General features: G+C 68.3%; 14 protein-coding genes. 6 read left to right on the forward strand and 8 right to left on the reverse strand.

Annotation, left to right across the window (positions count from 1 at the left end; translation table 11 throughout):
* Positions 1-5: 5 nt before the first annotated feature.
* Positions 6-887 carry a MoxR family ATPase gene (locus ACIBTM_RS27225; protein WP_005155088.1) on the forward strand — a complete coding sequence of 294 codons (882 nt, stop codon included), beginning with the start codon at positions 6-8 and terminating at the stop codon, positions 885-887.
* The gene (locus ACIBTM_RS27230; protein ID WP_395879982.1) at positions 884-2,236 is read left to right on the forward strand and encodes a VWA domain-containing protein; all 1,353 of its coding nucleotides are present in this window, start codon (positions 884-886) and stop codon (positions 2,234-2,236) included. The genes ACIBTM_RS27225 and ACIBTM_RS27230 overlap by 4 nt, the downstream gene beginning before the upstream one ends.
* Here the strand turns inward: ACIBTM_RS27230 and ACIBTM_RS27235 are convergent.
* Positions 2,233-3,054 (reverse strand): lytic transglycosylase domain-containing protein, encoded by an 822-nt coding sequence (locus ACIBTM_RS27235; protein ID WP_395879983.1) that lies wholly within the window; start codon positions 3,052-3,054, stop codon positions 2,233-2,235. The two genes, ACIBTM_RS27230 and ACIBTM_RS27235, sit on opposite strands and share 4 nt — an antisense overlap.
* Before the next feature lie 274 nt (positions 3,055-3,328).
* Between ACIBTM_RS27235 and ACIBTM_RS27240 the strand changes: the two genes are divergently transcribed.
* Positions 3,329-4,753: a cellulase family glycosylhydrolase gene (locus ACIBTM_RS27240; RefSeq protein ID WP_395879984.1), complete on the forward strand. Its 1,425-nt coding sequence runs from the start codon at positions 3,329-3,331 to the stop codon at positions 4,751-4,753.
* A gap of 70 nt (positions 4,754-4,823) precedes the next feature.
* Here ACIBTM_RS27240 and add read toward each other — a convergent pair whose 3' ends face one another.
* On the reverse strand, positions 4,824-5,798 hold the full coding sequence (gene add, locus ACIBTM_RS27245) for an adenosine deaminase (RefSeq protein ID WP_395879985.1): 975 nt from the start codon (positions 5,796-5,798) through the stop codon (positions 4,824-4,826).
* Positions 5,799-5,951: 153 nt separating this feature from the next.
* On the opposite strand from add, the gene ACIBTM_RS27250 reads away from it, so the two are divergent.
* Entirely contained in the window at positions 5,952-6,170 is a 219-nt protein-coding gene (locus ACIBTM_RS27250; RefSeq protein ID WP_037344960.1) for an antitoxin, read from the forward strand.
* Here ACIBTM_RS27250 and recQ read toward each other — a convergent pair.
* Both recQ and ACIBTM_RS27260 read right to left on the reverse strand, forming a co-directional pair.
* Positions 6,167-8,008: a DNA helicase RecQ gene (gene recQ / locus ACIBTM_RS27255; protein WP_395879986.1), complete on the reverse strand. Its 1,842-nt coding sequence runs from the start codon at positions 8,006-8,008 to the stop codon at positions 6,167-6,169. The two genes, ACIBTM_RS27250 and recQ, sit on opposite strands and share 4 nt — an antisense overlap.
* A gap of 33 nt (positions 8,009-8,041) precedes the next feature.
* Positions 8,042-8,389, reverse strand: coding sequence for an ArsR/SmtB family transcription factor (locus ACIBTM_RS27260; protein WP_395879987.1), 348 nt, complete (start codon positions 8,387-8,389; stop codon positions 8,042-8,044).
* Positions 8,390-8,488: 99 nt separating this feature from the next.
* On the opposite strand from ACIBTM_RS27260, the gene ACIBTM_RS27265 reads away from it, so the two are divergent.
* Complete coding sequence (locus tag ACIBTM_RS27265) at positions 8,489-9,001, forward strand: DUF664 domain-containing protein (protein ID WP_395879988.1); 513 nt, start codon at positions 8,489-8,491, stop codon at positions 8,999-9,001.
* A gap of 57 nt (positions 9,002-9,058) precedes the next feature.
* Positions 9,059-9,622: a hypothetical protein gene (locus tag ACIBTM_RS27270; RefSeq protein ID WP_395879989.1), complete on the forward strand. Its 564-nt coding sequence runs from the start codon at positions 9,059-9,061 to the stop codon at positions 9,620-9,622.
* Here ACIBTM_RS27270 and ACIBTM_RS27275 read toward each other — a convergent pair.
* The 4 genes from ACIBTM_RS27275 to ACIBTM_RS27290 form a co-directional block, all read right to left on the reverse strand.
* The gene (locus ACIBTM_RS27275) at positions 9,619-10,488 is read right to left on the reverse strand and encodes a hypothetical protein (RefSeq protein WP_395879990.1); all 870 of its coding nucleotides are present in this window, start codon (positions 10,486-10,488) and stop codon (positions 9,619-9,621) included. The genes ACIBTM_RS27270 and ACIBTM_RS27275 overlap by 4 nt on opposite strands.
* A 78-nt stretch (positions 10,489-10,566) precedes the next feature.
* The gene (locus ACIBTM_RS27280) at positions 10,567-11,220 is read right to left on the reverse strand and encodes a TetR/AcrR family transcriptional regulator (protein WP_395880322.1); all 654 of its coding nucleotides are present in this window, start codon (positions 11,218-11,220) and stop codon (positions 10,567-10,569) included.
* A gap of 91 nt (positions 11,221-11,311) precedes the next feature.
* A complete protein-coding gene (locus tag ACIBTM_RS27285; RefSeq protein ID WP_395879991.1) occupies positions 11,312-11,620 on the reverse strand; it encodes a cupin domain-containing protein in 309 nt (102 codons plus the stop codon).
* Positions 11,621-11,656: 36 nt separating this feature from the next.
* Positions 11,657-12,685, reverse strand: coding sequence for a polyprenyl synthetase family protein (locus ACIBTM_RS27290; RefSeq protein WP_395879992.1), 1,029 nt, complete (start codon positions 12,683-12,685; stop codon positions 11,657-11,659).
* Positions 12,686-12,740 lie beyond the last annotated feature (55 nt).

Raw genomic sequence — 12,740 nt, forward strand, 5'->3', positions numbered from 1 at the left:
GCCGCGTGGCTGGGACCGGGTACTTCACTTCCGTCGAAGACGTCACGGCGAAGCTCGCCGACACCGGGTACCTGGCTTCGGCGGCCGTCGCCACCACGGTGTTCCTCGCGGACGCCCTCGGCAAGCCGTTGCTGATCGAGGGCCCCGCGGGGGTCGGCAAGACCGAACTGGCGAAGGCGGTCGCGCAGGCGAGCGGCTCCCGGCTCGTGCGGTTGCAGTGTTACGAAGGCGTCGACGAGTCCCGCGCGCTGTACGAGTGGAACCACGCGAAGCAGCTCCTTCGGATCACCGCCGGCAAGGACGAGACGTGGGACGAAGCCCGCAACGACATCTTCGGCGAAGAGTTCCTGCTGGCCAGGCCGCTGCTGACGGCGATCAAGGGCGACGAGCCGACCGTCCTGCTCATCGACGAGACCGACAAGGCCGACGTCGAGATCGAGGGGCTGCTGCTGGAGGTGCTCGGCGACTTCCAGATCACCGTCCCGGAACTCGGCACGATCACCGCCGGGCGCAAACCGTTCGTGGTGCTGACCTCCAACGCGACGCGGGAGCTTTCCGAGGCGCTGCGCCGCCGGTGCCTGTTCCTGCACATCGATTTCCCCGACGCGGCGCTGGAGCAGCGCATCGTGCGGCTCAAGGTGCCGGGTGTCGACGACGCGCTCGCCGCTTCCGTGGTCAAGGTGATCACCGCGCTGCGGGCGATGGAACTGCGGAAGGCGCCGTCGGTCGCCGAAACCATCGACTGGGCCCGGACCCTGCTGGCGCTGGGTGCGGACAGCCTCGGCGAGGACGTCGTCCGCGCGAGTCTCGGCGTCATCCTCAAACACCAGGACGACGTCGTGAAGGCGGACGCGCGGCTGGAACTCGGCAAGGTCCTCGACTCGTGAGCGGCGTGCCGGGCAGGCTCGTCGAATTCGTGGAAGCGTTGCGGGAACACGGAATCCCGGCGGGGCCCAGCGAGACGGTCGACGCCGCCGCGGCACTCGAAGTGCTGGGTCTCGCTTCTCGCGAGCAGATGCGGGAAGGGCTCGCGGCGGCGCTCGTCCGGCGCGGCGGCCAGCGCGCGGTGTTCGACGCGACCTTCGACATCTACTTCCCGCTCGGCGTCGGCGCGCCGTCGCAGGACCCCGTCGACGATCTGGCCGCGCTGCGCGACCGGCTCGCCACGGCGCTCGCGGCGAACGATCAGCCGGAACTGACGCAGCTGGCGGGGCTCGCCGTCGACATGCTGGGGGAGTACGGCGGCACGGCGGGGAGCGGCGGCTGGTCGGCACACCAGACACTGGAACGGCTTCAGCCGCAGACACTCGTGGTCCGCGTGCTTGAAGCGATCCGCGTCGGTCTGCCGGGGGAGGATTTCACCGACCGGCTGGACCGAGACGACGTCCGCCGCCGGGTCGAAGGCTTCCGTGGTCTCGTGCGGACCGAAGCACGGCGGCGTGTGGCGGAAGTCCGTGGCAGGGAACGGGTTTCGCGGCACGCGGTACCGCCTGCCGCCGACCGCGTCGACTTCCTGCTCGCCAGCCGCGCGCAACTCGCCGAACTCCGGCGGGTCGTGCAGCCGTTGTCGCGCAAGCTCGCCACCCGCCTGGCCGCGCGGCGACGGCGGCACGCGCGCGGGCATATCGACCTGCGGCGGACGCTGCGGCGCTCGCTGTCCACCGGAGGCGTCCCGATGCGGCCGTCGTACCGGCGGCACCGGCCGGGGCGGCCGGAAATCGTGCTGCTGTGCGACATGTCGGGGTCGGTGGCCGGCTTCGCGAACTTCACCATGCTGCTGGTGCAGGCCCTGCGTGACCAGTTCAGCAAGGTGCGGGTGTTCGCGTTCATCGACGCGTGCGACGAGATCACCCATCTCGTCGACACCGGCGCCGCCGATCCCGAAGACCTCGGCGCGCGCATCCTCGCCGACGCGGAACTGACCCGGTGGGACGGGCACAGCGACTACGGGCACGCGCTCGGCGAGTTCGTCGAGCGCTACTCGGACGCGGTGGGCCCTCGGACGTCCATGCTCATCCTCGGTGACGCGAGGACCAACGGCGGCGACCCGAACCTCGACGCGGTGCGCGGGATCGCTTCCGCGGCAAGGCATACGTACTGGCTCAATCCCGAGCGGACCGCGCTGTGGTCCACCGGGGACTCCGAGGCGCACGCCTACGCGGAGGTTGTCGAGATGTACGAATGCCGGAACGTGCACCAGTTGACCCGGCTGGTCACCCGGCTGTTGCCCACCTAAGGCTTCAGGGCGGCCTTGCCGTACGCGTCGGCGTTGCTGAACACTTCCTGCCCGTACTGGGTGGAGTTGTTGTAGGTCAGCACCGCGGTCCACCAGCCGGCGGGTCCGCCGAGGTCGCCGCCCTTCGCACACATGTATCGCGCGGTCGTCAGCGCCGCGTCGTCGATGTTCTGCGGATTCGGCGCCGCGCCGTCGCCGCTCGCGCGGACGCCGTACCGCTTCCAGGTGGCGGGTAGGAACTGCATCGGCCCGACCGCGCGGTCCCATTTGGGGTCGCCGTCGAGGGCTCCCTTGTCGGTGTCGACGACCGCCAGCACACCGGGGGAGCCGTCGAGCGGGATACCGATGATCGGCGGCGTCACGATGCCGTCCTCGCCGGCGCGGGAACCGTCGTGCCGGGCGTGCTGGGACTCGGTGCGGCCGATCCCGGCGATGGTCGCCCAGGTGATCTCGCAACGCGGAGTGGTCTTCGTGGTCTTCTCGGCCGCGTTCACATACGCACGCAGCGCGCGCGAGGGGATGTCCGTGTTCTCCGACACCTTCGCGATCCATGCGTCCTTCGCGGGCTCCGCGGGCAGCGGTCCGGCGTCGCCGGGGATGGCCGAACGCGGGGCGGGCTTGAGCGAGGGGACCACGAATTCCGGCTTGACCGGCACCGGCTCACGGTCGTTGAGGCTGATCACGACCCAGACGGCACCGGCGACCAAGGCGCCCACGACCAGCAGCGCGAGCATCACGCAGCCGCGTGGGCCGCGTTTCGGGGGCGGCTGCTGCCACTGGTCCATCAGGTCCAGGGTCGAAGGGGACGAAGCGGTCACCGGTTCCACGGTACGTGACGAATGTGGAGAACTTGTGTGGCCCGCCGTCCGGGTGATGCGGGCCACCACCCGCGTTTCGTCCTCTGAATGCGGTCGTTGCGCGTGCAACTACCGCAAGTAGAGGACTAATCGCAGGGCGCGATCGCCCCCTTTGCCCTGTTGACAGCGCTTCACCCGAATGGTGAGACTAGTCCGCGTTAGGAAGGTTTCTTAACAAGGGCTCGCCGCGCCCCTGCTTCACGGAACGCAACGATGCTTCTGAAGGAGGCACAAAGTGGTACGCCCAAGATGGCGGGCGGCGCTGGTCACGGTGCTCGCGGCCGCTTCGGTCCCGATCTCCGCCCAGACCGCTTCCGCGGCACCTGTCCGATACGAAGCCGAGGACGCGACGATCTCGCGCGGCGTGGTCGAATCCAATCACACCGGCTTCACCGGATCCGGTTTCGTCAACTACGACAACGTCACCGGTAGTTACGTCGAGTACACCGTCAACGCGGCACAGGCGGGGCAGCACACGCTGACCTTCCGCTACGCCAACGGGACCACCGCCAACCGCCCGCTCGACATCACCGTCAACGGCTCCATCGCCGTCGACGACCTCGGGTTCGCCGGCACCGGCGCGTGGACGACCTGGCACACCGTCACCACCACTGTGAACCTCGCCGCGGGCAGCAACAAGATCCGCACCACCGCCGTCACGTCGAACGGCGGCCCCAACGCGGACTCGCTGTCGGTCGAAGGCGGCGGCGGTTCGGGCACCGGAACACCGGTGTCCATCAACGGAAAGCTCCACGTCTGCGGCGTCAAACTCTGCAACCAGTACGGCAAGCCCATCCAGCTGCGGGGGATGAGCACGCACGGGATCCAGTGGTACAGCCAATGCGTGAAGACCGCCTCGCTGGACGCGCTGGCCATCGACTGGAAGGCCGACATCCTGCGTGTCGCCATGTACATCCAGGACGACGGCTACGAAAGCAACCCGCGCAAGTTCACCGACATGATGCACAACTACATCGAAGAGGCGACGAAACGCGGGATGTACGTCCTCGTCGACTGGCACCAGCTCGACCCGGGCGACCCGAACGTGAACACCGGCCTCGCGAAGACCTTCTTCACCGAGATCGCCCAGCGGCACAAGGACAAGGTCAACATCATCTACGACGTCGCGAACGAACCGAACGGCGTGAGCTGGGCGGACGTGAAGCGGTACGCCGAAGAGGTCATCCCGGTGATCCGGGCTCAGGACCCGGACAGCGTGGTCTTCCTCGGGACGCACGGCTGGTCGACCTTCGGCATTTCCGACGGCCGCGACGAGAACGACATCCTGAACAACCCCGTGAACGCGACCAACATCATGTACACGTTCCATTTCTACGCGGCGTCGCACCACGACGAGCACTACGAAGCGCTGGCACGGACGGCCGACCGGATCCCGGTGTTCGTCACGGAATTCGGCACCCAGACCTACACGGGTGACGGCGGGAACGACTTCACCTACTCGCAGAAGTACCTGGATCTGCTGGCAGCCAAGAAGATCGGCTGGACGAACTGGAACTTCTCCGACGACTTCCGCTCCGGTGCCGTGTTCAAGACCGGAACCTGCGCCGGGAACTCCTTCACCGGCACTTCGATGCTGAAGCCCGCCGGTGTCTGGGTGCGGGACCGCATCCGCACGCCGGACGACTTCCCGACCGGCTGACCCCCTCGCGTTTCGTCCTCTGAATGCGGTACTTGCACGCGCAAGTACCGCATTCAGAGGACTGATTGCGTTACGCGAGCCAGGCGTCGATCTCGGCGTGGAGGGAACGCTTGAGGTCAGCGGGCGCGAAGGACGCGTCGACGGACGCCCTGGCGAGCCCGGCGAGCGCGTGATCGTGGTAGGCGAACGCCTCCCGGGTGCGCAGGAACTCGTCGGTCAGCGTCGTTCCGGTGATCGAAGGGACGTCGGTGCTGAGGGTGACCACGAGCCCGGCGTCGACCAGCCGGGGGAGCGGGTGCTCCTCGAACGACGGCACGAGCCCGAGCGTCACGTTCGACGACGGGCAGACCTCCAGCGCGATACCGCGTTCCCGCACTTCGGCGACCAGCGCGAGATCCTCCAGGATCCGGATGCCGTGGCCGATCCGTTCGCTGTGCCCGACTTCCAGTGCCTCGCGGATACTGGCCGGGCCGGCGTCCTCCCCGGCGTGGTGGATCAGATGCAGCCCCGCCTCCTCGGCCTCGTCGCAGATCCCGCCGAACGGCGCGAGCGGGTACTTCTCCTCCCCGGCGAGGCCGATGGCGAACACCCCGTCCGGGGCGTACCGGCGGGCGAGGTCGAGGGTGAGCCGGGCGCGGTCGACCGGACGGCGGCGCGAATGGTCCAGGATCATCCGCCAGTGGAGCCCGTGTTCGGCGGCACCCGCCGATAGTCCTTTGAGGACGGACGCCAGCGGCATGTCCGGCTCGCCCAGCCGTTCGCCGTGCGATGCCGCCGTGAAGGTGACCTCGGCGTAGCGGACGCCGTCCGCGACCTGGTCCTCGCAGAACTCACGCGCCACCCGTTCGAAGTCCTCCGGTCTCCGCAGGCAGGACCGGATCAGCCCGTTGTAGTCACCGAACGCGCGGAACCCATCGAATACGGGTTGTTCCGCGGGGACGGCGATGCCGTTCGCCTCGCCGATGTCACGGAGCGTGTCCGGCCGGATGGTGCTTTCGAGGTGGACGTGCAGATGGGCCTTGGGCAGCAGAGAAAGATCCCGCATGAGCACGAATTTAGTGGTCGTGGCCCTCGTCGCGCGCCCCGTTTTCCGGCGGCCGGGCCCCGGAATGAGTGATCCGGCTCGCCGCGGGGAACCCAGGAGCCACCATCGGTCGTTGAGCAGGACAACCAGACGACCCCGAGGAAAGGGACCATCGTGGCTCTACTGCGGAAGTTGACCGCATTGGCCGGCACCGCCACGGCCGTGCGCGCGTACGTGCGGAAGAACCCCGAGAAGGTCTCCAAGGCCGTGAACAAGGCCGCGACCTTCGTCGACCACAAGACCAAGGGCAAGTACCACAGCCAGATCGACGGCGCGGTGCGCAAGGTCGACGGGATGACCGGGCGGCCGCCCCGTCGGCCCTACGAGCACTAGGCCTCGGCGAGCGTCTCGAGGATCTGCTCGCCGTATTTCGCGAGCTTGTTCTCGCCGACGCCGCTGACCGTGCCCAGTTCCTGCAGTGTGGCCGGCCGTTTGGTGGCGATCTGGCGCAGGGTCGCGTCGTGGAAGATCACGTACGCGGGCACCCCCTGCTCCTTCGCCGCCGCGGCCCGCCACGACCGCAGCAGTTCGAACACCGGCGCCGCCTCGGCCGGCATGTCGGCGGCCGCGGCCTTCTTCGCGCTCGACCGGGCCGCGGCCTTCGCCGCCCGCTCCGGCTCGCGCCGCAGCTGGACCTTCCGCGCCCCGTTCAGCACCTCCGCGCTGCCCTCGGTCAGCACGAGGGAGCCGTAGTCGCCCTCGACCGCCGCGAGCCCCTGCGCCAGGAGCTGCCGCACGACGGCCCGCCACTCGGGCTCCTTCAGCTCCGTGCCGATCCCGAAGACCTTCAACGAGTCGTGCCGGTGCTGGGTCACCTTCGGGGTCGACTTGCCGAGCAGGATGTCGATGATCTGCCCCGCGCCGAACTTCTGCCGCCGCTCGTTCTGCAGCCGGACGATGGTCGAAAGGAGCTTCTGCGCCGGGATCGTGCCGTCCCACGTCTCCGGCGGTGCCAGGCAGGTGTCGCAGTTGCCGCAGGGCTCGCTCCGCTGCCCGAAGTAGCTCAGCACCTGCACGCGGCGGCATTCGACCGTCTCGCACAACGCCAGCATCGAGTTGAGATGGGCGCTCAGCTGCCGCTTGTGCGCGTCGGAACCCTCCGAGGTGTCGATCATCTTGCGCTGCTGGACGACGTCCTGGAGGCCGTACGCCAGCCACGCCGTCGACGGCAGTCCGTCGCGGCCCGCGCGACCGGTCTCCTGGTAGTAGCCCTCGACGGACTTCGGCAGGTCCAGATGCGCGACGAACCGGACGTCCGGCTTGTCGATGCCCATGCCGAACGCGATCGTCGCGACGACGATCAGCCCGTCCTCGCGCAGGAACCGCGACTGGTGTTTCGCGCGGGTTCGCGCGTCGAGCCCGGCGTGATAGGGCACCGCCGGAATCCCGTTCTCCACCAGGAAATCCGCGGTCTTCTCGACCGAGTTCCGCGACAGGCAGTAGACGATCCCCGCGTCGCCCTTGTGCTCGGTGCGCAGCAGTTCCAGCAGCTGCCGCTGCGGCGAGTTCTTGCCGACGATCCGGTACTGGATGTTCGGCCGGTCGAAGCTCGCGACGAAATGCCGCGCGTCCTCCAGGTTGAGCCGGGACGCGATCTCGGCGTGCGTCGCCTTCGTGGCGGTGGCGGTGAGCGCGATCCTCGGCACGTCCGGCCAGCGCTCGTGCACCGCGGACAGCATCAGGTAGTCGGGCCGGAAATCGTGACCCCACTGGGAGACGCAGTGCGCCTCGTCGATCGCGAACAGCGAGATCTTGCCGCGATCGAGCAGCCGCACCGTCGATTCGACCGAAAGCCGCTCCGGTGCCAGGTACAGCAGGTCCAGCTCGCCGGAGAGGAAGGCGGCCTCGACCTTGTTCCGCTCGGCGTAGTCCTGCGTCGAGTTCAGGAACCCCGCGCGCACGCCGAGGTTGCGCAGCGCGTCGACCTGGTCCTGCATCAACGCGATCAGCGGCGAGATCACCACACCGACACCCGGCCGGACCAGCGCGGGGATCTGGTAGCACAGCGACTTCCCGCCGCCGGTGGGCATGAGGACGAGCGCGTCACCGCCTGCGATGACGTGTTCGACGATGGCGTGCTGGTCGCCGCGGAAGTCGTCGTAGCCGAAGACGCGGTTCAGCGTTTCAAGGGCTTCCGAGACTTCCGAGGTACCGATGTCGGGGGCTGCCACCCGGACGATTCTAGGGGCGGGGTCCGACAGTCCCTAGTCGCCCTGTTCGGCGGCCTTCCGGCGTTCGCGGCGGCCGCGGGCGATCTCGGTGGCGAGCGCGTCGAGCGGCCCGGCCCAGAACCGCCGGTACTGCTCCAGCCAGCCGTCGATCTCCTTGAGCGGGCCAGGATCGACCGAGTACAGCCGTCGCGCGCCCTCGGCGCGGACCGTGGTGAAGCCGTTTTCGCGCAGGACGCGCAGATGCTGGGAGACCGCGGGCTGCGAGATCCCGAACTCGGCGCGGACCACCGTGGTCACGTCGCCGGAACTCTGTTCCCCGCCCGCCAGCAGTTCCAGGATCCGGCGGCGCACCGGATCCCCGAGGACGTCGAACGCGTGCATCCGGCAACTATCACGGCCTGGGCTTATATAAGTCAAGGTTGCAAGGCCGGGGTCACCGCGCGGTGGCATCGTGGGCTGGAGACGCCGGAAGGGGAATCGATGAAACTGGCCGAAGTGGTGGCCGACGGGTTCGGCCGCGTCCAGGAAGTCGTGCACGACGCCGTCGAGGGGCTGAACGCCGACCAGCTGATCGCGAGCCCGGCACCGGGCGCGAACACGATCGCGTGGCTGGTCTGGCATCTGGCCCGGGTGCAGGACGATCACGTCGCCGACCTGATGGGCACCGAGCAGATCTGGACCGCGCAGGACTGGGTCGGCCGTTTCGGGCTGCCCTTCCCGGCGTCGGACATCGGTTACGGACACCGCCCCGAGGATGTCGAGGCGGTCCGTGTCGGCTCCGCCGACCTGCTGACCGGGTACTACGACGCGGTGCACGAGGCGACCGCGGCGTGGGTCGCCGGGCTCGGTGAGGCCGACCTCGACCGTATCGTCGACGAGGCGTGGGACCCGCCGGTCACCCTCGGGGTTCGCCTGGTCAGCGTGCTGTCCGACGATCTCCAGCACGCCGGGCAAGCGGCGTACGTACGCGGGCTCGTACGCCGCGATACGTAGCCGAGGTGCCGCTTCACGACGGACGACGGGAGCCCCGTCCGCGGAAACACTGGTCGCATGAGTACTTCCACAGTGCGGCGACCGCCGATGACGCTCACCCCGCGGTGGCGGAAACTCGTCCTCGTCGTCCATGTCGTTTCGTCACTCGGCTGGCTCGGGATCACCATGGTGAACACGGTCCTGACCTTCACCTCCGTGTTCACCGACGACGCGCGGCGCCAGCACGCCGCCATCCTGATGATGGAGCAGATCGGCGGCTATCTGCTGCTGCCGGTCAGCCTGACCGCCCTGGTCAGCGGGATCGTGCTCGGCGTCGGCACGAAATGGGGGCTGATCCGGTACAAGTGGGTCGCGATCAAGCTCTTGCTGACCCTGATCGCCACCGGGCTGACGTTGTTCTCCCTGCTGCCGGGGATCAGGGAGCTGGCGGCCGCGGCCGAGTCCACTATGGACGGTGTGTTCGTGGAAATGGGCCGTCGCGTGGACGGGTTCTATCCGATCATCGTGTCCACGACCATGTACGTGACCATGACCGTGCTGTCGGTGTACAAGCCGGGTGGCAAGACACCGTACGGACGCCGGGTGACCGCCACGCGGCTTCGTGAACGGCAGCCTGCCTAGAACTGTTCGAGAGCTTCGTCGATACGTTCCGCCTCGGCGCGCAGATCGTCCAAGACGGTCTGCGCGGCCGTGGTGTCACCGTTCGCCGTCTCTTCCTCTAGTTCGGCGTCGGCGAGGCGCCGGCGGAGGTCGTTCGCCTTCTCCGTCGCCTTCTCGGCCCGGCGTTCGGCGCGGGAAAGGTCGATCTCGGCCTGCTTGCGGGCCTTCGCGAGCTCGGCCGCCTCGCGCCGGAGCCGGTTGAACTCCGCCACCCGCTTCTGTTCGCGTTCGGCCTCTTCGCGGGCCTTGTCGATCCGCTCCTGTTCGGCTTTCTCGGCGGCCGCGCGTTTCGCCTTCCGCCGATCGTCCAAATGCGACACGGTGGCCGGCTTTTCCCGCTCGGGCGCGGGTTTCCGCTTCGGTTGTGGGGTGAACCCACTGGTCAGCCATTGGTCGCCCGAGCTGTCCGCGCCGCTGCTCAGCCGTCCGGCCAGTGCGAGCGCCGCCACTTCGGGATCGGCCACGACGGCTTCGAGGGTGGCTTCGACTTCGCGGCTGACGGACTCGCTCATCGAGCGTTCGTCCCGCAGGATCCGGTTCACCAGCTCCTGGCGCCGCCGGGCGAGCTTGCGCAGGTCTTCGCCTGCCAGCGCCGAATGCGCCTTGCGGAGATCGTCGCCCAGCCTGGCCAGCTCCGCCAGCTCGGGGGATCCGGCACGGCGATTGAGGATCGTGGCCGCGAGCGTCGGTTTCCGCAGAGCACGGATACGCTCGGCCAAGGCCGCGTCACCCGCCGCCTTGGCCTCTTTCGCCCGCTGGTTGCGCACCGCCACGAACTCGGCCGGATCGCCGGCGTAGAGCTCGTCCGCGACCTCGTCGAAGTCCATCGCCCTCCGCAGGGTCAGTGGCCGTCAAGGCCCGATCGGGTGCGCGTCCGACGATGATCCCACGAGACCGCGTCGCTTTCACCTTTTCGGTGCCGCGTTGCCGGTCGCTGTGGTGAAGAGCCGCGCCAGCACCTGCTCGACCGAGTCTTGAAGGCACCTCGCCGCGTCCTCCTGGCCGGCGAGGTGTTTCAGCAGGCCTTGCTGGAACAGGCCATCGAAGAGCGCGTACGTCGTCGATGGTGTGAAATCCGCCGGCTTGCCCAGCAGTTCCGCGTACCGGGAAACGACCCGCCAGATCATCAGTTCGAGCGTCTCGTCGATGGCGAGCACTTCCGCCTGGAACAGTTTCTCGAACAGACTCTGGTTGCGCAGGTCGTACCAGAGCCTGTGCAGCCGGGCGTTTTCACGCAGTGTGGCAGCTGTCGCGGCACCGAAGGCCGACTTCAGTTCTTCGGCCGTCTCCGCGGTCTCGACCATCCGGTCGTACCGGGTGACGCATTCGGCCTTGTACTGCTTGACGCAGTAGGTGATCAGCTCGGCCTTGTTGCGGAAGTAATAGTGCAGCACCCCGTGGGAGAACTCGGAGTTCTGCGCGATCTCCCGCAGGCTCGTGCGCGCGTAGCCCAGTTCGGACAACGTGACCAGCGCCGACATCGCCAGCTGCGCGCGCCGTTGGCCGAATCTGTCCACCTGGCGGGTTTCGTCACCGCTGCGGTCCGCCACGTCGGTCACAGTTCCCGGTTCCCGTCGCCTCGGGTGCCCGCCGTCCACGAGCACGTCGTCGGATTCTAGACCGGGAAGGGTTTTCTGGCGTCCGACAGAATTATTCGAGCCACTCGGTGATGAAGTGGTCGCTTTCGTGGATGTGGACGGCTTCGTAGACTTCCGGGCCGATCACGGCGAATTTGTGCGGGGTCTCCGCGGGTACGACCAGGACGTCGCCCGCCCCGCCTTCGCGTTCGGAATCGCCGATGGTGAACCTGGCCCGGCCGCGGATGACGACGAAGGTTTCGCGATACGGATGCTGATGCAGTCTCGGCCCGGAACCGTCGACGCCGGTCCGTTCGCGGATGATCGAGACTCCGGAGCCGATGTCGCGGCCTTCGACGTTTTCCAGGGTTTCGGTGGTCATTCCGCCACTGTAACCCTGGTCACGGGCACCATGGGCCTATTCGCCGCGGTCGACCACGAACGCCGAAAGGCCGACGAGCAGTGCTCTGGCGGGCCGGTCGGGGAGGCTGAGCGCGAGGTCCCTCGCCTTGGCGGCGTACCCGTGGGCTTCGGCGAGGGCACGCACGACGCCGGCGGAGTCGCGCAGGAGCCCCAGCGCCTCCTGGCGGACCGCCGGATCGGAAACCGGCCCGTGCCCGATGATCTCGCGCAGGCGAGCCGCGCCGGGCCCCTCGTCGTCGAGCGCGTGAAGCATCGGCAAGGTGACGATGCCTTCGCGGAGATCCGTGCCCGCGGACTTGCCGAGATCCGTGGTGGACGCGGAGATGTCGAGGACGTCGTCGGAGATCTGGAACGCCACGCCGATCAGCTCGCCGTACTGGCCCAACGTTTCGATGGTCCGCTCATCCGCGCCCGACACCTGTGCGCCGAGCCTGCCCGCCATCGCGATCAGCGACGCGGACTTGTCGGCCATCACCTGGATGTGATGCTCGTAGGGCGCGTGGCGGCCGCAGTCTTCGAACGGCCCTGTCGTCTCCAGGAACTGGCCGCGCACGAGCCTGCCGAACGTCTCCGCCTGCGATCGCAACGCGTAGTCGCCGAGCGCGGCACCGACCCGCGCCGCGCAGGCGAGCACGTAATCTCCGACCAAGACGGCTTTCTTGTTCCCCCACAAGGAGTTCGCGCTGGTGACGCCGTGCCGCATCGGCGCCTCGTCCATGACGTCGTCGTGGTAGAGCGTCGCTACATGGACGAGCTCGACGAGTACGGCCGCCGAGATCGCCTCGTCCCGTCCGTCGCCGAACGCGGCTCCGGCCAACGCCATCAACGGGCGAAGCCTCTTCCCGCCCGCGCGGACGAGATGGGTGGCGGCTTCGGTGAGTTCCGGTTGACCTGGGCTGCGCAACACCTCCTGAAGTCTTTCTTCGACCAGGGCGAGCCCGGTGCGGAGTTCGGCGGCGAACTTCATGTGCCGCTCAAGCGCCGGGTCCAGCCCGAGTTCCGTGACGATCGTGGTCGTGTTCACGACCTCCAGCATCCGAGCCGGAGGTGCGCGACCGCATGACGCGCGGGAGGGAGAT

It is taken from the genome of Amycolatopsis sp. NPDC049868, assembly GCF_044461365.1.
Lineage (GTDB): Bacteria > Actinomycetota > Actinomycetes > Mycobacteriales > Pseudonocardiaceae > Amycolatopsis.